Raw genomic sequence first — 23,678 nt, forward strand, 5'->3', positions numbered from 1 at the left:
ACACCACTCCCCAAATCTGAAAGACTCAACTACTGTATGCACATACAGCAATTGAGAATCACCCCCATGAACGAGAGCAACAGCTCAGAAGCCTTGGCCGAATGGCACAAAAGGCTCAATGACAGGAGGCAATGGACGAACCCTGCATTCACCTACAGGTTTCTAGCGCGCATGGCCGAGGATATGCAGGCAGCTGGAGCAATTGACCCACTGGAGCGCTTCGAACTTTTTGAGCTGGCCAGCGCCGCGTTCTGCCACTTCACAGAAGAAGGCAACCACGAATGGCGGCACCAGGCATCGGACTACCTGGCCTTCAACAAGGGCGGCGTCGTTGTCGGCAGCCTGCTGAACTCCCGATATGTGCTCCATGAGGCGGATCAGTCGCCCTACCATGCCGCTCACTTCGCATTCCTGAATGCTGAAAACGAACTCATCATGAGGGACCACAAGAAGTACGGAACGGTTGAGGGGCGGTACATCTACACCGAAACCGGCCAGACCTTAACGCTGGTGGAGCAATCCAGGCAGATCAACGGCGTGGACTGCCAGCGCATGGCAGATGAAGATCAATACCGAGCGCTCATCGACGCCTCGGCAGTAGCTCTCGATCAATGCGACTTCAAAGCCTACGTAGCCCTATGGGAGCGTCACAGCTACTCGATATTTATCAGGTGCCTCCATTGCTGTGACAGATTCGACCTGCGGGAGGACTGCACGGCCTGCGCTGGCCGGGGCTTCGTCGAAGATCCGGAGTGCCCGAACAAGCTGCCTTCGATAACTCAGCGCGTCAAGGTATAGGAGGCCGCCTCGCACGCCTTTCCGGCTATTCGGGCGCCGTCATAAGCCTTTGCCAGTTCTCCCGCTCGCGCGTCAGCCCGGCCGAGCAAGTCGGAGAGCACCATGGCGGCGCGGGTGGCTGCCTTGCCTCGCTCGGTAGCTCCGGTATCGCCGGGCACACAACCTGCTGTGGCTGCCAGCTTTCCTGCTTCGATGCGCAACCGGCCGCCAGCAGCGTCAGCGACAGCAGCATCAGTAAGCGCAGCGGTCTGTTCTTGTCTCGCATCGTTTGCCACCTGGTTGGCCGCTTTCTGGCGGCGTTGCTCTTCGGTCCGATATTCGGCGGTGGTTGTGGCCACGGCCTGCGACTGGGCGCTGACCTGTTCGGACCACTTCGCCTGCCACTGGCTGTCAGTCACGCTCACGCCGTGCCGGTATGCGCCGTACAGCGCACCTGCCACGGCCAGCAGAATCAGCAGCACACCGCCGACCCTGGCGTAAAGGCCGGTCACGCCAGCACCTTCAGCGCCCGGTCGTACAGCGCCTGCCGATCCGCCAGTCCATTGGTGCCTCCGTTGATTCTTCGGGTAATTTGAAGAAAGTCCCCTTTGTCGGCCAGCGAGTTCAGGCCACGGCTGCTCCAGTACCACGCTGCCGACATTGTGGCGTGCTCCGGCTGCTCGAGCAGTTCCGGGTGATGGATCAGGTCTAGGCCCAGCGCCTCGCCGCATTCGGCATAGTTGGCCCGGCCGGTGATCTGGATCAGGCCGCGCCCGCGGTACTTCGAACCATCACCCGCCACGGTATTGCCGAGGTCCTTGCGGCCTTCATAACCCAGCTGCTGCGGAGTCGGCCCCCAAATCTCGCGGACGTAGCGCAGTTGGCCGGACTCATGACCGACCTGGGCGATGAAAGCCGCGATGCGCAGCGGCGTCAAGATCTGGTGCTTGCTCATCGCTGTGTTCAGGACGGGTGCAAAAACGCCGGCTTTCTGGCCAGCGCTCGGGAGTATCTGCAGCAACTGCTGCGCGGTGATCGGCATTTGGGTTCTCCAGGCAAAAAAATACCCGCTCGATGGCGGGGTGCGGTGATGCTGTGCAGGTGTTATGTGATGGCGTGATTTATGCCTTTAGTGCGTCCAGTTCGGCGCGCAGCTTTTTAACCTGCACGCTAAGCTCCTTTATAGCCCCGAATGCGTCTGTAATTAGTGCTATAGAATCAAGCTGCTGAATCCAAATGTTCCCATTCGCATCTACGTCGTCTTTCTTTCCTGTCGCCGCCAGAGGGTTGATCTCTTGGACTTCATGGGCAATCAGACCTTGAATAAGATTTTCTCCGTCCTTGAAGACTTCTCCGTATGCAGCTCTCTTGAATGTAACTATCCTGTAGGCGTTTACTCTTTCAAGGAACGGAGCGGAAAACTCTTCTACTTGACGCTTAACCCGGTAATCGGATTGAAGCAAAGTAAGAGCCCCAACATAACTTGCATCAATGTAAACGTCTACATAACCGCTATTGCTTGTATTCCAGTTGAGGTTGTAAATATTAGCGCCTCTTGAACCATTCAGACCGGTTCGGCACCACGTTCCTTTCGATGCAAGTCGACCATCGAGCGTCAGCGTTCCGGCTGAGTCATTGATCAGGCGGACGTCATAGTCAGCGGCCGTGTTGTTGAAGTGAAAATCGATCCACGGGGTTGTGTGGGTCAGCTCCAGCGCCCTGAAGGTAGCGACATCGGTTGTGCCGAGACCTATCCCGGAGCGTGCGCTGGGTCCATCTGTGCCACCAGTACCGCCCTTTGTGATCGGCACTGTATTTTCAATCGCTGCACTCCCAAGCCCGAGATTTGTTCTGGCTCCCGCCGCTGTATTTGCGCTTGTTCCGCCAGACGAAATCGCAATAGGGCTGGCAGTGACGCTAAGTTGGGCGACGGAAAGAACGCCGGCATAGGAGTAAGTCATCACCGGCCCAGCAGCCGTATTGTCCGAGTTCACAGACCACCAGGAATGCCCGCCGCCCGCGCCCCCGCGATTACAGATGTAGTTCGCGCCCCCGTCGCCATTGCCGTTCCAGCCCATATACAGGCCTTGAATATTGTATCCGACGGGCGTGCCGCGAAAGCCAATACTCTTGACCAGCAGATCGTTGGCACCGCCTCTCAGCCCAAGGTTTACGAGCGCCGTGGCACCATCAGTAGCGCCGGTCCCGCCTTTGGCAATCGGCAGAATGTCGTAGTTCCCGGTCGTGCCCAGCGCGGCCAGCTTCTGGCCGTACTGAAGGACCAGAGCGCGCAGCGCATCGGCGGAAGCCTGCACGTAGCCCTGCAGCGGAGCCAGCGCATACCCGCCCGCGCCGTTGGTAGCACCCTGATAGTTTGGCGATATCGACATGGCCGTATCACTGGCGATGTTCGTCACCTCGTACCAGCCGCCATCCGGGCCACGAAAGCCATCGCCGACGCGGCTGTTTGCAATGAATGCCGTACCAATGCCAATAACGGCGTTTGAATTTTGGGTGACGGAAACCGTCCCGGTCTTATACCAAGGCATTGAATTCTCCTAATTATATGCCTTGATTCAGGCGGTTAGTTTTGCGCAGAGGAATGGCCGGTGGCCCTGATCTGTCCATGCCGTTGTAGCGAGGCTATACATCATTATTTTTGAATTGGTGTAATCGACTGCTATTCCGCAGCCTCCACCGCTTGCGCCGTTGTGACAACTCATAGCAAATGAATTTATTGATATAAACTCGCCGGCCCCAAGCAATTTATCGATGCTCCATATATACCGACGACCGACGCTAAGCTGATCGCTCCCGACGTATGTCCAGTTACCCGCAGCAAACGTTACGACAACTGGAGGTGCACCGCTGTCGTATACAAGCTCGCCGCCAGCTCCCCAAATACGCATCCCAAAAGAGGCTGTACTCATGGCTGCCCATGCGGCAATAAAATATTGACCGCTCAGCGTACTCTGTACGTTTGAGGCTTTCATTGCGAAGCCTGTCCAATTGCCCGGACCACCTGTAAACCATACTGATATCGGCACCTGGACGATGCCGTTTTGATCGGGCCTGATGAACACTATTGGAGGATCTGCACTTGTTACCGCGCGTGGAAACGTGACGTTTGCGTTTGTGGTTCCTGAATAAGTGCCCTTCGTGAGTACGCAAAGCCTAGGCGTTTCCGAATCAATCTGCACGAAAGAGCTTTCATTGATGCTGATGACGCCAAAGCTCATACCTTAAACCTCACTGCGTACCCCTTGGCAACAATCCTTGTCTGGTTGGTGTTCCCGAGATTTGCTGATGGATTTGCTGAGCGGATGACTACTAGGTCTTTTGCCGTTGTTACGTACGGGTAGGACTTTATGTTTCCGAGAGGGTCGGATTCAGCGTTCTGGATATCTTGGGCTCGGGTGGGAATAATCATGAAAACGCAATTGGCCGGGTCGAAACCCGGAATGCTCAGCGTGATTACCTTGGCTGTTGATCCGGTTGTATCGCTGAAATCCACTACCCCCTGCCAAATCACCTGATAAGTGTACGTGGTCGTATCCATGACCAAATTCCCGTTTTCGTCCCAAACTCTGGCTCCGTAACTCATGCGGCTAAATTCCCCCACTGGTAGCGCAACTGGCCTCGCTCGTCATAAACCTTGCCGCCTTGACCGTTAATGACCTGCCTGCCTCCCCCGGCAAGTGGTGAGTTGATTTCGAACGTACCGTCTTTGCTCAGAATCCAGCCGCTCTGCCCGGCCAGGTAATTGGTCGAACTGATGTAACTCCCAATCTTGGCGTTGGTGATCGTGCCGTCTTGGATGAACGTCGGACCAAGGAACAACTGGCCGTTCTGTGCAACGAAAGGCGTCGAAATAGCACCACCCGCTAACGTGTTCACCAGCGCAAACCGATCAGCCGACATGAGGATCTGGCTTTGCAGCACACCGCCAACATTCTCAATCCCTGCGCCTATCCCGGCCATGACGTACTGGCCGTTGGAGTTGACTTGCAATTTGACGGTATACATCGCCGTCAGCTTGCCGTCAGTGCTCGCCTGGGCTGTGCTTACGGTCTGAACCGCAGCACTGGCGTTATTAGCAGTTGTTTGAACCCCATCCACTCGCGTGGACAGCGCGCCGTCTGCGTTGGCTCTGGTGGTTGCTTCAGACTGGATGGCGGCCTGATTGCTACCGACGGACGAGGTCAGCGTCTGTATCTGTTGAGCGGTGGCCTGCCGGTCCGTGTTTGCGGTTGACTCAATCGTCGTGATCTTCGATTCGCTCGTACCTACGCGAGAATCGATTGCCGTAATCCGCTGGGCAGTCGCCTCGCGGTCCGTGGCAGTCGTCGTTTCGACGGTGGTGATTCGTGCCTCATTGGTGCCGACACGCGCTTGCAGAGTCGTGGTGCGCTGAGCCTGGGCGAAATCCTCTTCCGCCCTGATCTTCACTTCCTGTGCCGCGCTGGCCGTGCTGTCCCAACCTCTGAGCGCATCGAGCAGATCGCCTTCCCCGCTGTCGGCCCGGTACTGCGCCTGCACTGCCTGGAGCTGACTTGCGGTCGCCGTGGTCCTGCCGTTCACCGTCTCGATGTTGGCTGTGTTTTTGGAAACCTGATCAGCCTGGGCGTTAGCGGCGCGAATGGACTGGCCTGTGTTCACCCAGTAAGCCGGGTTCGGCGGGCCGTTCGATCCATTGGCAGCCGCAGGCACCGCTGCAATGGCCGTCCAGAGGTTGTCACCCACGCGCACGGTGTTGTCGCGGACATAGGCGTCAGTCGGCACATAGACCAGCGCGTCGGTGATTTCTCCGATCTCGGCCTTGAGCTCAGCCAGGCGCTCATTAACCGATCCGTCACCGTCGCCACTAATCAGCTCAATCTCTGAAAGCAGGTTCTGCGCAAGCTCGGTCTTGCTGATCTTGCCGGCCAGAGCAGACAGATAGGCCGACACATCGTTTGATGTCGACGTAGGCACATAAAGAAAGGCGCTCTTCCCATATGCGTTGGTCGAGCGGATGAAGTAATAATAGTTTGTGTAAAACGCCAAATCGTTGTGAGTGAACGACAGGCCCTGCCCCAGGTACTGCGCCGTGCCCGATGTAGCGTTGGGGTTGGTGCTGAAGAAGTACTCGTAGGTGCCACCGTTCAGGCCATGGTTCGGGTTCTGCGGGATCAGCACGATGCTGTCGATCGAAGATTGCACGACGCAGGATTCCGGGATTGGCGGACCCTGAATACTCACCGAGATAGTTGCTTCGCCAGATCGGGCCATTGGGCCCAAGGCGGCCACGCTCATTGTGTATGTGCCTGACGCCAATCCGTTGATGGCAAGCGTGTTGGCCGTCGCGGGCACCGAGCGTGACTGCGCGACACCACCGCCCTGGCGGATCGTGACCACATAGGAGGTGACGATGCCCTGCGGTGGAACCCACGACAGTACGCCCTGCACCACCTCAGCAGCATCGCCAGGAGCCCATGCAAGCCCGGTGGGCGAGCCAAGCCCGCCGCTTGGCAGGTTGATGAACCCCAGCGGGTTGTAAGGCTGGCCCACGGCATCATCGAAGATTGCCGCCTCGTACTGCTTGACCTGAACCGTGCATCCTTCACTGTCACCCATAGACCAGTCGGAGACGATGAACTCGCCAAGGACGTTCAGTGACGGCAGGTTCACACGCACTACGCGGCCAGGCCGGCAGTTGTAGCCCGAGAAATTCATCGGCAGGCTGATTGTCCCGCCAGCCCGACGCTGGCGCAGGGAGATATTCGCCAAGCGCTGCGGCTGATACGCGTCGGTCACATACGAGAACGTCATCGTCTCTGCAGCTTCGCCGCCGTCCTCAAGAATCCATTCGGAAACGCTGACTTCTGGGTAATCGGTCTCGGTCCAGGACTGCTCAGGATCGATGAACGTGCCGCGCACCGTGTTGATGGCGGAATCGTTCGTCGACTCGGTACTGCCGGATACGGTGCCAATGATCATGTCTTCGGTGATCTCGAAGTCATACGGGCCGTAGTAGGCGCCTGCCTGGAGCATCCAGCGGCCGCCGACGCGGATCAACTTGCCGGCGCATGACGCTTCCAGCTTCTGCAGTACGCCCGGACGTTGCTCGTCAGCACCAATCACGCAAGAAGTGCGATAGCGCTGGCTGACCGAGCCGTCGGCATTGGTCAGTGCTTCATCGCAGACGTTTGCTGCGCTGGCGAATGTCTCGAAAATGATCTCGTCGTCTGGGACGTTGCAGCGGTTACGCAGGAACCAGAGGATGTGCAGTGCGGTGTTGGCGGTATAGATGTTGTTGCCGGTGCGCGGGTCGTAAATGTCATTCCGGCCACGGACCACAAAGCGGGTGTCAGGGATGCCGGACGGGAACTTCTCGGCGCTGTACTTCAGAGTGATGCGCACGTACGACAGGCCGCGCCCGATCTGGCTGTCTTTCCAGTCCTGGCAGTTTGCCTTGAGGAATGCATTAACTTCTGTCGGGTTGACGATCAGCTCATAGCTGGCGAACTCACCGAACGAGCCGATCTCTTCCTCTCCGAGGTAGATGTTCTCCAAGGCATCGATCGCGCCTTCACACAGCACGTACACAAGGTGAATTTGCTCGCCCTCTGTGAGGGTGCCGGACTGCTCCTGCGCCCAGACCAGAACGCCACCGGTGGATACACGACCGAGGACGAACCGGATCGGCGCTTTCGACGACCTTACCGTCTGAGCGGACGGCTCGTTGTCGCGCAACGGGGATTTGGTGTTTAGCTTTTCCTGCTGGGACGCAGCGTAGAAGGCCAGGCCAGCTCCAATTGCAGCGCCCACCGGGCCACCTTGGACGAAGCCAATCACAGCGCCTACGGCGACCTGGGCAATCTTTTTAACGCCACTGGGCATTATTCAACCCTCCAGGCTGACAACGGCTCGCACACAACGCGAGCAACGCCGTCATCGGTCGTCGCCCAATAATCACCAGCCCAGAACACGGCCATGCTGCGACCTGCTGGTGCTTCGTACATGACGACGTCACCTCGCTGGATGAACGGGACTGCAACCCTTGCAAAACAGGCGTCCCATGCAGCTTCCAGGCTGCCGTGACGCCTCTTCAGCGCACGCTTGGCGCCCGCTTCCGTTTTGTAGGAGCCTCGGTATTGCTCGGCAGGATCGACACCACATACCGCATTCGAGCAGTCGGCGGCGAATAGGCAGCAGTCAAATTCGCCCCATGAAAAAGGCCGCCCTTGGGCAGCCTTGATCACGTCGTTCAGACGCGTGGTCCAGTCTCTATGGCGCATATCTAACTTCCGTAGGTGAAGGTCGGCGCATCCTTGGCAGACCCCCAGTAGATGGGCCATTCGGACATTTGCGCGATTGCGTAGAAGAAGCGGTCGCCCTGGTGCCGGGCGCGGTGGTTTTCGTCAGTCCAGCGCTCGGTGCCGGTTCGGCTCCACTCGGCCATGCGGTCAATGACCGGCACGGTGATGGTGTTGCCGTCCTGGCCATTGCCCGCGAACGAGAACTTGGCGGCGTCCATGCGCCCAGAAAACAGGATGTCGGCGGCGTAGTTGCCAGCCTCGTCAAACACCACGAAGATGACCTTGGCCATTCGGCCCCGGCAGCCGCGCACGTTCGTTTCGGACAAGATGTAGGAGTCCAGACCGCTCAACGTCAGATCCACCGACATGGGCGAGCCAGAGTTGTCGCTCTCCTGCGACTGGCTGACCTGTCCGAAATTGCCCACACCCTCGTAAGTGATGCCGTCGACAACCAGCTCGCCGGTTCCGGTGTGGGCGAAAACCATGCCGTCTGCGAAGTCGAGCTGCACGGCGTACACCGGCATGAATTTGCCCGTGGCGATGATATCCACCACGTTCTGGCTGAAAGGGAATGCTGATGGCATCAGAATGCCTCCCTGAATGAGTAACTGCCGTTGGCGACCACTGGCCGGCGCGTCATGGCCCATGTGTCTGAGGTCATGCGCATTTCCGAGTAGGGGTTCATGTATTCAACTGCCGCACCTGGCGCGAGCGTTTTGCGAATGCGCTTGTTGAGCAGCACCGTGGCCTGGCCTTGGGCGTTCGACGAAACCGGGTCGGTCACTTCGAACATCTCGCCTGCAATGGTGATGTAGTCGCCAACGCTGAAGACCGGTAAGTTGGCCGGCGCGCCAGCAATGATCATGCTGCGCGCCTGGGCGAAACCGCTGACTACGCTGAGCGCGCCGACACTCACCTTCCGGTATCGGGTGAAGTCCGGCAGATTGAAAGTGCCGAACATCCCGTCCAACTTGCCGAGGAACGATGAAAGCTCGCGCTCTTCAGCGCGCGTGAGCAGGCCAAAGGTCAGGGTGCACTGCCAGTACGCGCCGGGGTAGCCAACGATCTGCTGGGCGTTCGAAAGCGACGACGTGAACGCCCGGCTGTTGTTGACGATGCCCCAGCTCATTTCTGACGGGCGCAGCGAAGCAGGCCACGTGAGAGCCATGCGTTACTCCTTGGGGAAAGCCTGGGGCTTAGGTCTTGTGGATTTTGCTCAGAGAGCCGCCAGGGCCGAGCAGCTCGCCAAAGGTCTGCGAATTACATTCCTTCATGCGCTTGATGCTTTGTTCGATAAAACACGTCACGTCCTGACCTACCTCATCACCACAAAGCAGAACACCCATGATGCGGCCCATGATCTCCGCCTGAAGCTTTGCCCGTTCCCGCAATTCGCTTGCAGGCGTACTTCCATCAATGCCTTCGAAGACCACGGGGGAAATGGCATTATTTATAGGGCCAATCATTTTCCCTACATCCACATCGGAAACTTTCATCGTTTACCCCTAATAATTTGCATTGCCGGTCCGTTTCTCTGCAGATCGCGCAACATCATCTCGTAGCCACCCCTCATGCCTCGGGATGCACCGTCGTCAGCAGCCTGCTTCAGTTGCTGAGCCGTGTTCTCGTCAGCGCTTCCTTGAAAGTAAAAGTTCTGCTCGATCGTTGGCAAGCTTACCGATGCTGAAGAGCTAGAAACCCTGGATGTTGATGCGGCGCTGCCTACATAACCTCCGTCGGCGTAACCCTTGGTATTGGCATTCATGCGCTCCAGGAACTCACGCGCGCCGGGCTGGCTGACTACTTCTTTTTTCACGACAAACTCGCCGCCATGCACCACGCCTTTTTCTTCGTACTTGCCACCGATGCCAGTAAATCCGCCACCCGAGAATCCGGTTTTGGAAATGGTCTGGCTTGAGCCCGTCATGGTGCCTTGGCCAAGCGCCGCACTACCGCCACTCAGGAAGCTGAATGCTGTGCTGAGGAACCCCGCCGCCGCCTGCCGCACCTGAATGCGGATCAGATCCTCAATCACGCCGTTGGCAAAGTCCTTGAAGGACAGTTTCCCGGTTTTCACGAAGTTCACCACCGCGTCTTCCATGCTGCTGAAAGCGTTGGTGAACAGCTGCTTGGTCTGCCCGGCCACGTCGCGCGACTGCTCGAGGTAGTTCTCAAGCGCCGAATTAGCACCCAAAGCCCAGTCCGACTGGGCCCGATCTACATCCGTGTAGTACTGGCGCTGCATCGCCAGGCGGGTCTGCAACGCGGCGTTGAGCGCGTTCGTCTCGTTCTGGTAAAGCGACGTATCAGCTGAGGTTGGGTTCGTGATCTTGTTGTAGTCGCGACTGAGCTTGTCCAGGTCCTTTTGATACGACTGGCGTATCTTGAGGTCGTCTTGGAGGCGCTGCCGGGCCTGATCCCCGAGACCGGCACCAGCCAGGTCGCTGTCCAGTCCATCTTTTGCAAGACCAAGCTGTGAGTCGAGGTTTTCCCGAAAAGCTTTGAGCTTCGACTCGTTTTCCAGTCGGGTGATGCTGAGCTGGTTCTCTTTTTCCAGGGCAGCGTTGCGGCGCAATTGAGCCGTGACCAAGTCCTGATTCGCCACCAATGACTTCTGGTCGGCGGTCAGGGTTTGCTTGCTCTTGATGTTGGCGAGCTGCTGCTCCCACTTGATGAGCTCGGTTGCGGCTGCTCCAAGCTTTTCAGTGTCGCCCCTTTGGGCTTTGATGATCGCCGACTGCTCGCCGAGAACGGCGTACTGCTTCCGAGCATCGTCAAGAGCCTTCGTGCCAGCGCTTTCTGTGTACGCCTTGCCGGCCTCTCGGGTCGCTTTGGCTGCAGCCTTGTTTGCCGCCTCCTGAGATTTCAGCGCATTTGCCGTGGACAGAATGGCGACCTTGTCAGCCTCGGTAAGGTCTTTGTGCTCCGCGATATAGCGGTTGGCCTCCTTTACCGCATCGTTGTTGTCCTGGAGCTTGCCGAGCTGCTTTTGAAGCTCTTCGTTGTATTTCTTCCCTGCGCCGGTCATTACGTTGGTTGCGCCAGTGGAGAGCGCAGCGGTGGTGGCGGCGTTTGCCGATTCCGTTTTTAGCGCTGCGATTCTGTCCTTCGCCTCTTTTGCTGAAGCCGATAAGCCAGAATAAGCGCCCGCCGATTTGACAAGGCTATTTATCAGGCTTTCCGGAACTCCGGGCTCACTGCGCAGCTTCTCGAAAATCGGCGTCAGGCTCTCGCCCGCTTCTCTTGCTGAGGCGATCTGTGCCGAGTAGTCGCTGAATATCTTTGTGCCTGCAGCACTTGATCTTGGTCCGACCAGGCCGGCCTGCAGGCTTTTGTTGAGATTTTGAAACTCTTCGTTTGCTGCCTTTGCCGCCTCGGCCTGGGTTTCTCCCCACTTGACCAGCGCTGCTGCTTGCTGATCTTTGGTGAGCTGCTTGAATCTGGCAATAACATCGTCGAGCGGCCCCTTCAGATTCTGCAGCCCCTCATTCACCTTGTCGCTGCTGCTGCGGAAATCCATGAAGGACACAGCGACAGCGCCTGCAATGAAGAGCAGCCCGAGCGGACCGCCGAGCATTCCCAGGAGGCCGGTGCCTGCTGCGGTTAACGCTCCAAGTGCTCTGGACGTCAAGCTTGCCGCCGCCGCTGCGTTATTGGATGCGACCGTTAACGCATTGACGACTGCAGTCGCTTCCCCGTAAGCCGCAACCGCCGCTGTCCTTGTGCCGTATGCTGCGGTGATGGTCGCCGACGCAGAAACTGTGGTTGCTGCAAGCGCTTTCTCGGCGGCAGCAACTTGGTTTGTTACCACAACATGTGCGCGGCTCAGCTCTGCCAGCCTATTAAGAGATGCAGCCCGGCCCTGATCTGAAATTTGCGCTTTTAGACGCTGAACCTCTATCTCCCTCTCGGCAACCATCGCCGCCTGAACAGCCCTGGTCCTGTTCAGCTCAGAAGCCATCACTTCCTTGTCGGCAGCAACTTGCCGTTGCGCTGAGGCTACCTGCGCGTTGGCGCGGTCTACTGCAGCTTTGGCGTCTACCTGTTTCGACTTAGCGGCAGCGAGATCCTGCGTAGCCGTGGCTGCTGAAACGGTCAGCGCCTTTTGGTTGGCCACCGCTGCGTAACCAGCCTGCGCAGCCTGTTGAGCAAATCCACCAGCAACCCGCGCAAGAGCAACATAGAGACCGGTGGTGAGCACCTGGCCCAACTCCTCGGAATTGTCAGTGGCCAATTTGATTGCGGCCGGCAGCCCGCCGTCGATCGCGCTAGAAAGTGACAGGATGCTCTTCGCAAGTGACGCGCTAGATCCTGTTGCCTGATCAAGCTGACCTATGAACGAGGTAGTCGAGTTGCCCAGCGCTGTGAGGCTGTTACCGATGGTGGCCGATGTCCTCGCAAACAGAGCGTCCACAGCCCCACGCTGCGCCTGCAAAGCCTTTACAACCGCATCAGCAGTTAGGAGGCCTGCCGCGCCGAGCGACCGAAGCTCGCCGACTGTCTTGCCCATACCGGCTGCGATAGCTTGAGCCAGCGCCGGGGCCTGCTCCATTACGCTGTTCAGCTCTTCGCCTCGCAGCACTCCGGACGCGAATGCCTGGCCCAGCTGGATCAGGGCTGCGTTGGCAGATGCAGCTGACGCGCCAGAGATGGCCAAGGTCTTACTGATCGTTCCAACGACACCAGCTACACCCTCGCCCGTTAGCTTCAATTCCTTTTGGTTCGTCGCGATGCGTTGATAGAGCTCGGCGGTTGCCGTCAGTGGCTGGTATGCGCTCTGGGCGATCGAGAAAACAGCCTTTTGCGCCGCGGCAAGCTCAGTGGCGTTGCTTGTGACCAGCTTCATGCGGTTTGTCAGCGTGCTATAGGCCTCACTGGCGTCATACAGCGACTTTGTGGCGAAAGCTGCCAGCAAAGGCCCTGCAAGCCCAGCCGCAGCAGATGCTAACGAACGAACAGTCCTATCCAGGCCTTGTACCTGAGTGGCGGCTGAGCGTGAGCTTCGACCGGTGTCGTTGATAGCTCCACCTGCCCCCGACATGACGGGGCCTGTCCGGACGCCAGCATTATTCAGAGCCTCAAGCGAGCGACGAAGGTCCTGCACTTTCTGCTCAGCACTGCGGCTATCGACCTCAATGGCAAGTCGTGAAGTGAGGGCCATACTTTTCTCCGGGCGTAAAAAAACCCGCCGTAGCGGGTCGTGATGGATTCTTTAGGTCAGGCAGCCTTTCCGCCTTCTATCAAGCGGTAAACTTCATCCCTACTCTTTTTCATGCACTGGTCATACATTTGGTCAGAAGTGTTGCTGCCTGTATTTGCATCGGAAAGCGCACGATTAATCGCCGCCTCAGCAGCTGAGCCTGGCGAGGCACCGCTGACGTCTTTTATCTTCTGGTCGGTGTGGCCGTTTCGGTGAGCTTCAGCTGCGCTGAGATAGAGACCGTGCTGGTTATGGCACATTTCTGCAGCATTGAATGCCATCAAAGCTGCAGCCTCCATCTCTGCTTGTCCTGGCTTGGCGCTGGCACTAAAACTGAATAGCAAGGTAATTACAGACGCCGCAGCTATAGATTTTTTCATAAAATCATTACTCCCTGATAATGGCGTCAATCTACCAGCATCGGGCGCAACGGCGAACGACCGTTAATCCTCTTCTTCCTCGTCGCCCTGATCCATGAACAGGCGATCGAGCTCGAATAGAACAAGGTCTATCTCTTCACGGTGGATCGGTGACGGATGCGATTCGATCCAGTCAGTGATCTCGCGCGCAGACAGCGGCATTGGGAAAACGCCGCCCATGCCTGAGATGTAGCGCCGCCCCCGGCATACGTTGCGGAAAGTGTTCAGCAGGTACGCCGTGATTGGATCTTGCGGGGGCTCGTCCGGCACATCCATGCCGAACTTACCAAATATCAGCTTGCGCTTTGCGGCTTCCGGCCCTGCCCACTCGCTTTCCCACTGGAAGCGGGCGACGGCTTTTCCAGCGTTTCCTTGCGCTCTTCCTGAACCTGCTTGGCAAAGGACTCGGCAGAGCGGATCACGAACAGGAAGAATTCAAGGTCGCTTTCGAGCATGGACACGCCAATCGCCTCGTCGTAAGGCAGCGCGTTGCCGTCATGATCCTGAGCGCCCTGCCAGTCCTTGACGATGTATTTCGCGAGAACCATGCAGTGGTTGCGCTTTTCGCTTACCTCGCCCTCCAGCACGCCCACGCTGCCTTCGGCGAACACAGCGTCATTGCGCCAGATGCGTCGCTGCATGCGCTCAATGGCTACCTGGTATTCCGGGCTATCGACTGGAGCGATGAGCACTTTGGTGTCTGCGTCGAAATCGAACCACTTCGCAGCAGTGTCTACCACTTCTTTGTTCTTCAGCTTGAGAGCCATGATGCAACCTCAACGCCACGCCATAAAAGGACCGCCCCGGCAGGCGTTATCACCGGAGCGGTCAAAAGGGTTTACGGTGCTGGGTCAGCAGCGTCACGGGTGATGGTCGGGCTCTGCTTGGCCACGGTGTAGTTCAGCTCGATCTGGATCAGGTCGCGCTTGCCGCCGCTCGGCAGTTCGCCATCCACTTCCACGGCCGGGAAGTTGAACGTGTACTTGTTGCCCAGCGAGTCGGTGATGGGGAACTCGACCGCGATCGGCAGTCGGGTGAACGTGTTCTTCCAGATCTGCCACGCGCGCTTGGACCATGCCAGGGTGATGCTGCCGGTGATGGCCGCTTCGGTGGCGATGTGGGCGCCTGGGCCGAGTCGATCGGAGCCCAGGCAGCGCTGAGTCTGCAGACTGTTATCCAGGTTGATGGTCATGGCCGAGACGCAGGCCACGTCTTCGAGCGACTGGCCATTCACCAGAATCGTGCCGACACTGTTGTTCGACAGGAACGGTGTGGTGGTCGGCGCGTTCGGCGTGACGACAATCGGCGTCTCGCTGTCGGTGTAGTCCAGGCATGCCATGTTGAACGTGGCGGTGACCTTGCCTTCTTCTGGAATCTCCAGCGCGAAGGTGGACACGTGAGCGCCCTTGAAGACGCCGTAGACGCCGATGTCGTTGTAACCTTTGGCGATGCTGAAGGTGTTGCGAGTATCGCCCACACGCAGCACGTCGTTCGTCCAGGCGCCGTAGAAAGCGGCCTCCAAGAGCTGATCGAACGAGCCGAACGAGAACTCGGCCGAAAGATCGCCGCCGATATCGATGCTGGTGGCCACAGAGCCTTGGCTCAGGCGGGTGTCGGTGATCTCGTCACTGACTTCGGTGTTGACGGTCGGGGTCAGCGCGTTACCGGTCAGGCGCAGCGTGTCCCAGGTGCCGGTGGGGGTATGGCAGCGCTCGCTCGAGCGAACGACCCGTGGCGCACATCAGCTCAACATCAGGTGGCAGCATGATCAATCTCTTCTGGCAGCTGCTCGCCAAGGTACTCGCGCGGCCGGCAATCGCTGCCTGGCTCATCACCCGCGCCCAGCGCACCCCATACCTGCACATCCGGTCAGCTGATGGCCGAGAGGTGTACATGGGCCGCTGGTGGCTGTTCAACCCATACGACAACGAGACACGCGAACGTCGGTTCAAGTGGTCGCCGTGGTCAATTCGAATTCACCACATCATGCGGCCCGACGCTGACCGAGACCTGCACGACCATCCGTGGAACGCGCGCACGGTGATCCTGCGGGGCTGGTACGCCGAGGAAAGGCTCGAGCCGCACCAGTTCGCAGATTTCCTCAATAAAGACGTGGATCTGCGCTGGGTGCCCGGCAATGAAATTAAAGCACTGGTGAATCGCTATCGAATAGCTGGCGACACCGCCCAGCTCAACCACGGCGAATACCACCGCATCGACGAAGTGTCGCCCGGCGGCGTGTACACGCTCTTCATCACCAGCCGCTGGAAAGGCGACTGGGGCTTTCTGGTCAACGGCGTGAAAGTCGCTTGGCGTGAATACATTGGGGAAAAATCATGAGCAGCGAATTCAAGATGGTTCCGGTTCGTCGTGAAGTTCTTGAGCAGGCAGCTCACTGGCTGCACGTTCACCACAACGGCCCTAGTGCCGAAACTAACGCTGCGGACGACCTGTTAGAGGCAGTCCGCATGGCCAACGCAGAAAAGGATAACCCCTGCTTGAACTGCTCAGGTACTGGAGAAATTCAGTCATCTGGATATTCAAGTGCTTGCTCCGAATGCAGTGGAAGCGGCAAGTCCGAAGCCCCTCAACCGCCAGCGCTCGGCGGCGTTCCGGCTGGTCTCGATCTGCAACGGATCGTGACCGAGGCGTTGATGGGCATGATAGCGGCAGTGACTAGTACGAGCCCGCCGGCAAACGAGCCTCCACCACCGTTTATCCAGGCGGGAATTGATCGCGCCGTTAGCCGGATCAGCGCTCACCTCGTCCCGCTACAGGCCGAGATTGAGCACTTGCGCGCAGGAGGCGCTTTGATTGTTCAGCACATGAACGATTACAAGAAAGAGCGCGACCAGCTCAAGGCCGAGGCGGAGACATTATCTGAAACAACAATGGCTCAGGAATCAATGATTGAGCAACTGAAAGAAGAATCTTTTGAGGGTCTTTACAACGCAGCACTCGATGAGCGCGACCAGCTCCAGGCGCGGTGTGATGAGCTGGAAAAGGCTTTCAGAAAGCTGCGAGACGTGGCGCATGGCTGTCAGCAGATCGCCAGCAGCTACTCGCCGTGCATTGACAGCGTGGAGGAGCATGGCGGCGATGACCACGAGGACCCTAGTTGCGCTATTCACCATCGACTTTACTACGCAATGTTCGATGCTGACGCCGCCCTGTCCAAGCCAGCCGGGAGCGAGCAGGTATGAGACAGCTCACGGCGGAGAATGCCACGCACAGGCTTTCGTGTGTTCATTGCTGTAAATGGACTAGGTACTACTACATGCCCTGCCACGTTATAAAAAATATGCCGGATGGCCGCGTCAAAGTTTTGGTGTTCGGAGAGCGAAACTGGAAAGGTCGTGAGCACATTTCTCGTATTCGTTATGTAGAGGCCTATAAAGTCGAGGTAAAGCCATGACCGCAAACAAACCGAACGACGTGCGTGTGTCGATGGCTCAGGTCTTCAAGGCTGTCGAGTACGCCGACGATCACCCGGATAGATATCTATCCGGGACTACCAATTGGTGTGCCGCTGTAGCCTTTGCACTAAACAGGCAGATTATCGACGCCCAGCCCGCCGATCGGCAGGGCGAGCCGCCTCGCGCAACAGAGAAGGATATCGAACGCTGGCATGCCTTGATTGCGGAAAGCCCTGAGGGGCCTTGGGTGATGGGCAACGGCGGATCATTCGACCGCCAAGGCGTCAAACCCATAAGCGACGAGCTGATGTCCGAGCTGGGGCAGTGGTTGCGCATGGGCTACACGCCTTGGAACGGACGCAGCGTAAGTCCGACTGATCGCCAGTTTATGTATCTGCTCTATTACAGCGTTCAGGGGTTGGTCTCTCGCGTCCGTCGTGCCGAGCGCGACCTACACCACGCCCAGCCAGCAGATCAGCGGGGCGCATCACTCTCCATCCCTGAAGAATGCCCGCACATGATTGTGTTCGATGACGCGGATCGTGAAGCTTTGATGTTCGCTGGTTGCGGCTCCAGACAGGCCGCGTTGAAAACTTTCGAGCAGATATCAGGCTCGTGGAATGCTCACCTGTTCGTGCGCGTGGCGCGTAACAGTCGCGATGACAAACATCCTTGCGCAAGCTTTGCGGCCGATCAGCAGGGCGATCCAGTAGGTCAATGGAGCGATGACGACGGCATTTCATGGTGCGACGGAAACGAAAGCTCTTTGGCGTCGGCCCGTGCAAGTGGATGGCTGACGCGCACGCTCTACCGCCAAGCCCAGCCCGTCACGGCGAAGGTGGTGCTACGCGCTGAGGCCCGCGAATGCCGCGAGTGTAATCACGTCGGCATCAACGACGAATCGTCCGGGAGCGCCTGCCATAGCTGTGATTGGTCGGGTGGACATCAGGCAGAAGACAAGTGTCCAGGCTGCGGCGACGAAAACTGCATGGCAGCAGCTTGCCCGAAGTGTGGTGGTCGTTATGTTCTGATTGCCGAAGCGTCGCTGAACACCCCGCATTAACCACCCCCTCTCAATCAATTCAATGTCAGCCGCGTGTGCGGTATGGCGGAGTGTTGCCCATGGACAGCAGATCGCAATTCGAACAGGTCTACGCAGACTCAAACAGCCTACCAGTTTCGTTCGTCAACCTATGCCGCCAGGGCGATAGCTACAGCGTGCCGAAGGTTTCGAGTGCATGGTTCTGGTGGCAGCTCGGCAGGGAGACGGCATGAGAGATTTGATTCGCAAAGGCTGTCTGCGCAGAAAGCTGGAGGCCGGGATGATCCGCATCGCAGCCAGAATCCTGGAGGGCCGCAATGTCGCCCGCTCTCCTGTCGTCTCCCGCCGCGACAACAACGACATGAGTTACATGGCAGAGAAACTCGAAGGCATCGCCGACCGAATCTCCCGCCAATACCCATAACCCCCTTCCCTACAGGGCCTGCCGGTGATCGGCGGGCGGAGAATCGCTATGCGCAATGAAAAAGTTGTGATGTTCAACTCCCCTGAAGCGGCCAGCTTTCAGACCGTCAGCGGCTGGGTCGATTCAAATGGGCAGTTCTGGGGTCAGGACGAAGATCAGGCCCGCTACTGCGGCTCGACCCACAGGCACTGCAAAAACAATCCAGCACACCCGATCCACGAAACGAATGGATATTGCAAAGTCTGTCGAGAAGAGCGCATGGATGAGCGCTTCTTGAAAATGGAAGTTAAAGACTGGGCGGACGAGCCGCTGGCGATATACGACCACGACACATATTTCTTTGATGCGGACTCACTCCGGGATTACCTGCTTGAGTGCGAAGAAGATCCTGAAAACGTTCGACTCTGCATATGCGAGCCGAATATGCCCCGCGAAATCGACCCGGCAGATTACTTCTGCGACGACCTTCCAGAAGACGGTGAGCTAAACGACGATCAGTTGATCGCTGCATTCGACCTAGTTAACGAGATGATCCGCAAGTCCGGCCCTTTGTCTTGGTCTCAAGGTCAGTATGTCGCGCGTCTTCCCCCCAAGTTCATTGCGGAAATCAAATCCGAGCGGGCTACCGCCGAATAACCCCTTCCGCCGCCCAGCGCGGCCTGGAGTCGAACCATGTTCATGACGCCGGATGAAGTAGCCGACATGACTGGCTACGTCAGGCCCAAAGACCAACTCAAATGGCTGCAAGCGGAACGCTTCGGCTATCTGATTGGTGCAGATGGAAAACCAAAGGTGCTCAGGCAAGTTGTTGTTGCTCGCTTGGGCGGAATCGCAGAAAGGAAAGGCCCAGAGCTGAGGCTTGGATGAGGAAGTGAGCCATGAGGCCGAGAAAGAAGGACAGGCACCTGCCGCCGTGCATGTACCTCAAGCACGGCGCGTATTACCTGGTACGGAAGGGGAAGTGGGAACGGCTCGGCAGCGACTTTCAGGAGGCGCTGCTGGCTTACGCGAAGATAGTTGGCGGGAAAAGCAACGGCGGGATGTCTTTGCTTATCGATGAAGCGCTGGACGCGATGCGTCGAAGGCTCTCAGAAAATACAATCAAACAGTACGAAGCGGCTTCGGTGAGGCTCAAGACGTATCTTGAAGAGTTCGAGCCCCGCCAGGTTCTGCCGCGCCATGTGGCAGCGCTTAAGCTACACATGGCCGACACGCCGAACATGGCCAACCGCGTCATATCGTTTCTGAGAATGGTCTTTGCCTATGCCCTCGAAAGGCAGATCGTCGATTCCAATCCTTGCACCGGCATACGCCGGCACGCGGAAAAGAAGCGAGACCGATACATCAGCGATGCGGAGTTCGCCGCAATCTGTGCGGCCTCATCGGAGTACATGAGCGTGATTTGGGAAATGTGCTTCCTGACAGGGCAGCGCATCAGTGACGTGCTCAACATCAAGCTGTCCGATATTTCTGATGTTGGCATAGCCTTTGAACAACAGAAGACCGGAGCTAAGCTGATAGTCGCCATGAGCCCAGACCTAAAAGCCCTTCTGGATCGGGTGCATGCTCTGCCTCGAAAGGTCAGAGGGGCAACGCTATTCTGTGCCCGATCCGGTGGTAAGCCGGTCTCCTACGACACATGCAAGATGGGATTCCGAGCTGCTTGTAAAGCGGCAGGTGTCAAAGGTGCAACCATCCACGACCTGCGCGCGAAGTCTCTCACCGACACTGATCGGCAAGGCAACAACGCTCAGATGCTGGGTGGCCACACCGACGCCAAGATGACAAAACGCTATCTGCGCTTGAGGGAAATCGATATAGCCCAGCCTCCCACAATGCCTAAAAAAAGCCTGTAGAATTAGACAAATCGCAATTGTCTAATAGACGCATAGCTGCAAGGCCTTGAATGACCGACCTTTCCCAACATACACCCATGATGCAGCAGTACTGGAAACTCAAAAACCAGCACCTGGATCAACTGATGTTTTATCGCATGGGCGATTTCTATGAAATCTTCTACGAAGACGCCAAAAAAGCCGCCAAGCTGCTGGACATCACTCTGACCGCCCGCGGCCAGTCGGCCGGGCAAAGCATCCCCATGTGCGGGATTCCCTATCACGCGGCCGAGGGCTACCTGGCCAAGCTGGTGAAGCTGGGCGAGTCGGTGGTCATCTGCGAACAGATCGGCGACCCGGCCACCAGCAAAGGCCCGGTGGATCGTCAGGTCGTACGCATCATTACGCCCGGCACCATCAGCGATGAAGCCTTGCTGGATGAGCGTCGAGACAACCTGATCGCTGCCGTCCTCGGTGACGAACGCCTGTTCGGCCTGGCTGTGCTGGACATCACCAGCGGCAACTTCAGCGTGCTGGAGATCAAAGGCTGGGAGAACCTGCTGGCCGAGCTTGAGCGCATCAATCCGGTCGAGCTGTTGATCCCGGATGACTGGCCGCAAGGTTTGCCCGCTGAAAAACGTCGCGGTGCACGGCGTCGCGCGCCATGGGATTTCGAGCGTGATTCGGCCCATAAAAGTCTGTGTCAGCAATTTTCAACCCAAGACCTGAAAGGCTTTGGCTGCGAAACCCTGACGCTGGCCATTGGCGCTGCCGGCTGCCTGCTCGGTTACGCCAAAGAAACCCAGCGCACTGCCCTGCCGCATTTGCGCAGCCTGCGTCACGAGCGTCTCGACGACACGGTGATCCTTGATGCTGCCAGCCGTCGCAACCTGGAGCTAGACACCAACCTGTCCGGTGGCCGCGATAACACGCTGCAATCGGTCATGGACCGTTGCCAGACCGCGATGGGCACGCGACTGCTGACCCGCTGGCTGAATCGTCCGCTGCGCGACCTGAGCATTCTTCAGGCTCGTCAGACGTCCATCACTTGCTTTCTGGAACGCTATCGCTTCGAGAACCTGCAACCGCAACTCAAGGAAATAGGCGATATCGAGCGGATTCTGGCGCGGATCGGTCTACGCAACGCTCGGCCACGGGATCTTGCCCGTCTGCGCGACGCCCTGAGTGCACTGCCTGAGTTGCAACAGGCGATGACTGACCTTGATGCGCCGCACTTGCAGCAACTTGCACAGACCGCCAGTACCTACCCGGAACTGGCTGACCTGCTGCAACGCGCGATCAACGATAACCCGCCTGCCGTGATTCGTGACGGCGGCGTGCTGAAGACCGGCTATGACGCCGAGCTGGACGAGCTGCAATCGCTGAGCGAAAACGCCGGTCAGTTCCTGATTGATCTGGAAGCCCGGGAAAAAGCCCGGACCGGACTGAGCCATCTGAAAGTCGGCTACAACCGCGTGCATGGCTACTTCATCGAGCTGCCGAGCAAACAGGCCGAACAGGCGCCCGCCGACTACATTCGCCGCCAGACCCTCAAGGGGGCCGAGCGCTTTATTACGCCGGAACTCAAAGAGTTCGAGGACAAGGCGCTGTCAGCAAAAAGTCGCGCACTGGCTCGCGAGAAGATGCTTTACGAGACGTTGCTCGAAGACCTGATCGGCCACCTTGCGCCGCTGCAGGACACCGCGGCTGCACTGGCCGAGCTGGACGTACTGAGCAACCTTGCAGAGCGCGCGCTGAATCTGGACCTCAACTGCCCGCGCTTCGTCGCCGAGCCGTGCATGCGCATCGAACAGGGCCGCCACCCTGTCGTCGAGCAGGTGCTGAGCACGCCTTTCGTGGCCAACGATCTGGCACTGGACGACAGCACGCGCATGCTGATCATCACCGGCCCGAACATGGGCGGTAAATCCACTTACATGCGCCAGACGGCGCTGATCGTCCTGCTGGCCCATATAGGCAGCTTCGTGCCCGCCGCCAGCTGCGAGCTGTCGCTGGTTGACCGGATCTTCACCCGCATCGGCTCCAGTGACGATCTGGCCGGCGGACGCTCGACGTTCATGGTGGAAATGAGCGAAACAGCCAACATCCTGCACAACGCCACCGATAAAAGCCTGGTGCTGATGGATGAAGTCGGGCGCGGCACCAGCACCTTCGACGGTCTGTCGCTGGCCTGGGCGGCGGCGGAATGCCTGGCGCAACTGCGTGCCTACACGCTGTTCGCGACGCACTATTTCGAGCTGACGGTTTTGCCGGAAAGCGAGCCGCTGGTGAACAACGTGCACCTCAATGCCACCGAGCATAACGAGCGAATCGTGTTCCTGCACAGAGTACTGCCGGGGCCGGCCAGCCAGAGCTACGGCCTGGCGGTTGCGCAGCTTGCGGGCGTTCCGGGGAAAGTCATCACGCGCGCCAAAGAGCACTTGCAGCGCCTGGAAACCACCAGCCTGCCGCACGAACAACCGCGCGCGAAACCCGGCAAACCTGCGATCCCGCAACAGAGCGATATGTTCGCAAGCCTGCCGCACCCGGTACTCGATGAACTGTCGAAGATCAAGGTCGACGACATGACCCCGCGACAAGCGCTGGATTTGCTCTATACATTGCAAACTCGCCTGTGACGCGAAGCGTTACATACTGTTAGAATCCCGCGCGGTTTGGGATGCTCTCGGCTTTTAGCCTGGCCGGGCTGTTTTTCGAGCCGCGTGAAAACGCAGCGAACCAAGGGTAGGTGGCAGGCGACGCAGTCCGACTGCCTCAAGGTCACCCACCAAAAGCACGTGTTTTCATAGGGCCGGGAAACCTCCCGAACCTGGCAACCCTGTCTGGAAGGGCTCTGCCGCAGCCGCCTGAGGAGAAAATTAGAAATGACCTTCGTCGTCACCGACAACTGCATCAAGTGCAAGTACACCGACTGCGTAGAAGTCTGTCCGGTGGACTGCTTTTACGAAGGCCCCAACTTCCTGGTGATTCACCCGGACGAATGCATCGACTGCGCGCTCTGCGAGCCTGAATGCCCTGCCGTCGCCATTTTCTCGGAAGACGAGATCCCGGCCGGTATGGAAAATTTCATCGAGCTCAACGCCGAACTTGCCGAGGTGTGGCCCAACATCACCGAGAAGAAAGACGGTATGCCCGATGCTGCCGACTGGGATGGCAAGAAAGGCAAGATCGAACATCTGGAACGCTGATCTCCAGACAGACAAAAGGCCCTTTCAACAGACTGTGTGAAAACACACTGATGAA

The 23,678-nt window shown here is 58.1% G+C and carries 25 protein-coding genes; 10 read left to right on the plus strand and 15 right to left on the minus strand.

Translation table 11 applies throughout. The annotated features are described in order from the left end of the window. The first annotated feature begins 66 nt into the window (after positions 1–66). Positions 67–798, plus strand: coding sequence for a hypothetical protein (locus PSPTO_RS20925; RefSeq protein WP_046463976.1), 732 nt, complete (start codon positions 67–69; stop codon positions 796–798). Here PSPTO_RS20925 and PSPTO_RS20930 read toward each other — a convergent pair. The 15 genes from PSPTO_RS20930 to PSPTO_RS21000 form a co-directional block, all read right to left on the minus strand. Further along, on the minus strand, positions 780–1,289 hold the full coding sequence (locus PSPTO_RS20930; protein WP_046463977.1) for a DUF2514 domain-containing protein: 510 nt from the start codon (positions 1,287–1,289) through the stop codon (positions 780–782). The two genes, PSPTO_RS20925 and PSPTO_RS20930, sit on opposite strands and share 19 nt — an antisense overlap. Then, positions 1,286–1,819, minus strand: a complete 534-nt coding sequence (locus PSPTO_RS20935) for a glycoside hydrolase family 19 protein (protein WP_011103843.1) — start codon at positions 1,817–1,819, stop codon at positions 1,286–1,288. Before PSPTO_RS20935 ends, PSPTO_RS20930 begins: the two co-directional genes overlap by 4 nt. Positions 1,820–1,898: 79 nt before the next feature. Continuing rightward, positions 1,899–3,326: a tail fiber domain-containing protein gene (locus PSPTO_RS20940; protein WP_011103842.1), complete on the minus strand. Its 1,428-nt coding sequence runs from the start codon at positions 3,324–3,326 to the stop codon at positions 1,899–1,901. Positions 3,327–3,353: 27 nt separating this feature from the next. Continuing rightward, entirely contained in the window at positions 3,354–4,016 is a 663-nt protein-coding gene (locus tag PSPTO_RS20945; RefSeq protein WP_007244228.1) for a hypothetical protein, read from the minus strand. Further along, positions 4,013–4,381, minus strand: a complete 369-nt coding sequence (locus PSPTO_RS20950; RefSeq protein WP_011103841.1) for a hypothetical protein — start codon at positions 4,379–4,381, stop codon at positions 4,013–4,015. The genes PSPTO_RS20945 and PSPTO_RS20950 overlap by 4 nt, the downstream gene beginning before the upstream one ends. After that, the gene (locus PSPTO_RS20955; RefSeq protein WP_011104840.1) at positions 4,378–7,659 is read right to left on the minus strand and encodes a phage tail protein; all 3,282 of its coding nucleotides are present in this window, start codon (positions 7,657–7,659) and stop codon (positions 4,378–4,380) included. The genes PSPTO_RS20950 and PSPTO_RS20955 overlap by 4 nt, the downstream gene beginning before the upstream one ends. Continuing rightward, on the minus strand, positions 7,659–8,057 hold the full coding sequence (locus PSPTO_RS20960; RefSeq protein WP_011104841.1) for a DUF6950 family protein: 399 nt from the start codon (positions 8,055–8,057) through the stop codon (positions 7,659–7,661). The genes PSPTO_RS20955 and PSPTO_RS20960 overlap by 1 nt, the downstream gene beginning before the upstream one ends. Before the next feature lie 2 nt (positions 8,058–8,059). Further along, a complete protein-coding gene (locus PSPTO_RS20965) occupies positions 8,060–8,662 on the minus strand; it encodes a hypothetical protein (RefSeq protein ID WP_007244232.1) in 603 nt (200 codons plus the stop codon). Continuing rightward, positions 8,662–9,246: a hypothetical protein gene (locus tag PSPTO_RS20970; RefSeq protein ID WP_011104842.1), complete on the minus strand. Its 585-nt coding sequence runs from the start codon at positions 9,244–9,246 to the stop codon at positions 8,662–8,664. The genes PSPTO_RS20965 and PSPTO_RS20970 overlap by 1 nt, the downstream gene beginning before the upstream one ends. 28 nt (positions 9,247–9,274) lie before the next feature. Continuing rightward, entirely contained in the window at positions 9,275–9,574 is a 300-nt protein-coding gene (locus PSPTO_RS20975; protein WP_011104843.1) for a hypothetical protein, read from the minus strand. Further along, positions 9,571–13,239, minus strand: coding sequence for a phage tail tape measure protein (locus PSPTO_RS20980; protein ID WP_011104844.1), 3,669 nt, complete (start codon positions 13,237–13,239; stop codon positions 9,571–9,573). The genes PSPTO_RS20975 and PSPTO_RS20980 overlap by 4 nt, the downstream gene beginning before the upstream one ends. Before the next feature lie 56 nt (positions 13,240–13,295). Further along, the gene (locus tag PSPTO_RS20985; RefSeq protein ID WP_011104845.1) at positions 13,296–13,658 is read right to left on the minus strand and encodes a hypothetical protein; all 363 of its coding nucleotides are present in this window, start codon (positions 13,656–13,658) and stop codon (positions 13,296–13,298) included. 63 nt (positions 13,659–13,721) lie between these two features. Next, the gene (locus PSPTO_RS20990; protein WP_004418135.1) at positions 13,722–13,973 is read right to left on the minus strand and encodes a hypothetical protein; all 252 of its coding nucleotides are present in this window, start codon (positions 13,971–13,973) and stop codon (positions 13,722–13,724) included. 17 nt (positions 13,974–13,990) lie between these two features. Continuing rightward, positions 13,991–14,464 carry a hypothetical protein gene (locus PSPTO_RS20995; RefSeq protein ID WP_046463589.1) on the minus strand — a complete coding sequence of 158 codons (474 nt, stop codon included), beginning with the start codon at positions 14,462–14,464 and terminating at the stop codon, positions 13,991–13,993. A gap of 71 nt (positions 14,465–14,535) precedes the next feature. Beyond that, complete coding sequence (locus tag PSPTO_RS21000) at positions 14,536–15,375, minus strand: phage tail tube protein (protein WP_226992704.1); 840 nt, start codon at positions 15,373–15,375, stop codon at positions 14,536–14,538. A gap of 86 nt (positions 15,376–15,461) precedes the next feature. Between PSPTO_RS21000 and PSPTO_RS21005 the strand changes: the two genes are divergently transcribed. The 9 genes from PSPTO_RS21005 (at position 15,462) to fdxA (ending at position 23,623) form a co-directional block, all read left to right on the plus strand. Then, positions 15,462–16,037 (plus strand): hypothetical protein, encoded by a 576-nt coding sequence (locus PSPTO_RS21005; RefSeq protein ID WP_011104848.1) that lies wholly within the window; start codon positions 15,462–15,464, stop codon positions 16,035–16,037. Beyond that, the gene (locus PSPTO_RS21010) at positions 16,034–16,900 is read left to right on the plus strand and encodes a hypothetical protein (protein WP_011104849.1); all 867 of its coding nucleotides are present in this window, start codon (positions 16,034–16,036) and stop codon (positions 16,898–16,900) included. The genes PSPTO_RS21005 and PSPTO_RS21010 overlap by 4 nt, the downstream gene beginning before the upstream one ends. A 208-nt stretch (positions 16,901–17,108) precedes the next feature. After that, the gene (locus PSPTO_RS21015) at positions 17,109–18,176 is read left to right on the plus strand and encodes a hypothetical protein (RefSeq protein ID WP_057443240.1); all 1,068 of its coding nucleotides are present in this window, start codon (positions 17,109–17,111) and stop codon (positions 18,174–18,176) included. Positions 18,177–18,384: 208 nt separating this feature from the next. Continuing rightward, a complete protein-coding gene (locus PSPTO_RS21020) occupies positions 18,385–18,579 on the plus strand; it encodes a hypothetical protein (protein ID WP_011104852.1) in 195 nt (64 codons plus the stop codon). A gap of 48 nt (positions 18,580–18,627) precedes the next feature. After that, on the plus strand, positions 18,628–19,215 hold the full coding sequence (locus PSPTO_RS21025; RefSeq protein WP_011104853.1) for a hypothetical protein: 588 nt from the start codon (positions 18,628–18,630) through the stop codon (positions 19,213–19,215). Between the two features lie 36 nt (positions 19,216–19,251). Further along, a complete protein-coding gene (locus tag PSPTO_RS21030) occupies positions 19,252–19,446 on the plus strand; it encodes a DUF4224 domain-containing protein (RefSeq protein ID WP_024671832.1) in 195 nt (64 codons plus the stop codon). Between the two features lie 11 nt (positions 19,447–19,457). Continuing rightward, positions 19,458–20,435: a tyrosine-type recombinase/integrase gene (locus tag PSPTO_RS21035; RefSeq protein WP_011104854.1), complete on the plus strand. Its 978-nt coding sequence runs from the start codon at positions 19,458–19,460 to the stop codon at positions 20,433–20,435. Positions 20,436–20,485: 50 nt separating this feature from the next. Then, positions 20,486–23,053, plus strand: a complete 2,568-nt coding sequence (mutS, locus tag PSPTO_RS21040) for a DNA mismatch repair protein MutS (protein WP_011104855.1) — start codon at positions 20,486–20,488, stop codon at positions 23,051–23,053. Positions 23,054–23,299: 246 nt separating this feature from the next. Then, on the plus strand, positions 23,300–23,623 hold the full coding sequence (gene fdxA / locus PSPTO_RS21045; protein ID WP_005736188.1) for a ferredoxin FdxA: 324 nt from the start codon (positions 23,300–23,302) through the stop codon (positions 23,621–23,623). Positions 23,624–23,678: the final 55 nt, after the last annotated feature.

It is taken from the genome of Pseudomonas syringae pv. tomato str. DC3000 (assembly GCF_000007805.1).
GTDB lineage: Bacteria > Pseudomonadota > Gammaproteobacteria > Pseudomonadales > Pseudomonadaceae > Aquipseudomonas > Aquipseudomonas avellanae.

What these genes read in the sequence shown, in the direction of transcription:
- PSPTO_RS20970 (WP_011104842.1), bottom strand. Translation starts at nt 9,246, where the DNA reads ATGGCTCTCACGTGGCCTGCTTCGCTGCGCCCGTCAGAAATGAGCTGG.
- PSPTO_RS21020 (WP_011104852.1), top strand. Translation starts at nt 18,385, where the DNA reads ATGAGAGATTTGATTCGCAAAGGCTGTCTGCGCAGAAAGCTGGAGGCC.
- PSPTO_RS20945 (WP_007244228.1), bottom strand. Translation starts at nt 4,016, where the DNA reads ATGAGCTTTGGCGTCATCAGCATCAATGAAAGCTCTTTCGTGCAGATT.
- PSPTO_RS20955 (WP_011104840.1), bottom strand. Translation starts at nt 7,659, where the DNA reads ATGCCCAGTGGCGTTAAAAAGATTGCCCAGGTCGCCGTAGGCGCTGTG.
- mutS (WP_011104855.1), top strand. Translation starts at nt 20,486, where the DNA reads ATGACCGACCTTTCCCAACATACACCCATGATGCAGCAGTACTGGAAA.
- PSPTO_RS21015 (WP_057443240.1), top strand. Translation starts at nt 17,109, where the DNA reads ATGACCGCAAACAAACCGAACGACGTGCGTGTGTCGATGGCTCAGGTC.
- PSPTO_RS20940 (WP_011103842.1), bottom strand. Translation starts at nt 3,326, where the DNA reads ATGCCTTGGTATAAGACCGGGACGGTTTCCGTCACCCAAAATTCAAAC.
- PSPTO_RS20980 (WP_011104844.1), bottom strand. Translation starts at nt 13,239, where the DNA reads ATGGCCCTCACTTCACGACTTGCCATTGAGGTCGATAGCCGCAGTGCT.
- PSPTO_RS20990 (WP_004418135.1), bottom strand. Translation starts at nt 13,973, where the DNA reads ATGGATGTGCCGGACGAGCCCCCGCAAGATCCAATCACGGCGTACCTG.
- PSPTO_RS21025 (WP_011104853.1), top strand. Translation starts at nt 18,628, where the DNA reads ATGCGCAATGAAAAAGTTGTGATGTTCAACTCCCCTGAAGCGGCCAGC.
- PSPTO_RS21035 (WP_011104854.1), top strand. Translation starts at nt 19,458, where the DNA reads ATGAGGCCGAGAAAGAAGGACAGGCACCTGCCGCCGTGCATGTACCTC.
- PSPTO_RS20960 (WP_011104841.1), bottom strand. Translation starts at nt 8,057, where the DNA reads ATGCGCCATAGAGACTGGACCACGCGTCTGAACGACGTGATCAAGGCT.
- PSPTO_RS20965 (WP_007244232.1), bottom strand. Translation starts at nt 8,662, where the DNA reads ATGCCATCAGCATTCCCTTTCAGCCAGAACGTGGTGGATATCATCGCC.
- PSPTO_RS21005 (WP_011104848.1), top strand. Translation starts at nt 15,462, where the DNA reads ATGATCAATCTCTTCTGGCAGCTGCTCGCCAAGGTACTCGCGCGGCCG.
- PSPTO_RS21030 (WP_024671832.1), top strand. Translation starts at nt 19,252, where the DNA reads ATGTTCATGACGCCGGATGAAGTAGCCGACATGACTGGCTACGTCAGG.
- PSPTO_RS21010 (WP_011104849.1), top strand. Translation starts at nt 16,034, where the DNA reads ATGAGCAGCGAATTCAAGATGGTTCCGGTTCGTCGTGAAGTTCTTGAG.
- fdxA (WP_005736188.1), top strand. Translation starts at nt 23,300, where the DNA reads ATGACCTTCGTCGTCACCGACAACTGCATCAAGTGCAAGTACACCGAC.
- PSPTO_RS20995 (WP_046463589.1), bottom strand. Translation starts at nt 14,464, where the DNA reads ATGGCTCTCAAGCTGAAGAACAAAGAAGTGGTAGACACTGCTGCGAAG.
- PSPTO_RS20975 (WP_011104843.1), bottom strand. Translation starts at nt 9,574, where the DNA reads ATGAAAGTTTCCGATGTGGATGTAGGGAAAATGATTGGCCCTATAAAT.
- PSPTO_RS20925 (WP_046463976.1), top strand. Translation starts at nt 67, where the DNA reads ATGAACGAGAGCAACAGCTCAGAAGCCTTGGCCGAATGGCACAAAAGG.
- PSPTO_RS20985 (WP_011104845.1), bottom strand. Translation starts at nt 13,658, where the DNA reads ATGAAAAAATCTATAGCTGCGGCGTCTGTAATTACCTTGCTATTCAGT.
- PSPTO_RS20935 (WP_011103843.1), bottom strand. Translation starts at nt 1,819, where the DNA reads ATGCCGATCACCGCGCAGCAGTTGCTGCAGATACTCCCGAGCGCTGGC.
- PSPTO_RS20950 (WP_011103841.1), bottom strand. Translation starts at nt 4,381, where the DNA reads ATGAGTTACGGAGCCAGAGTTTGGGACGAAAACGGGAATTTGGTCATG.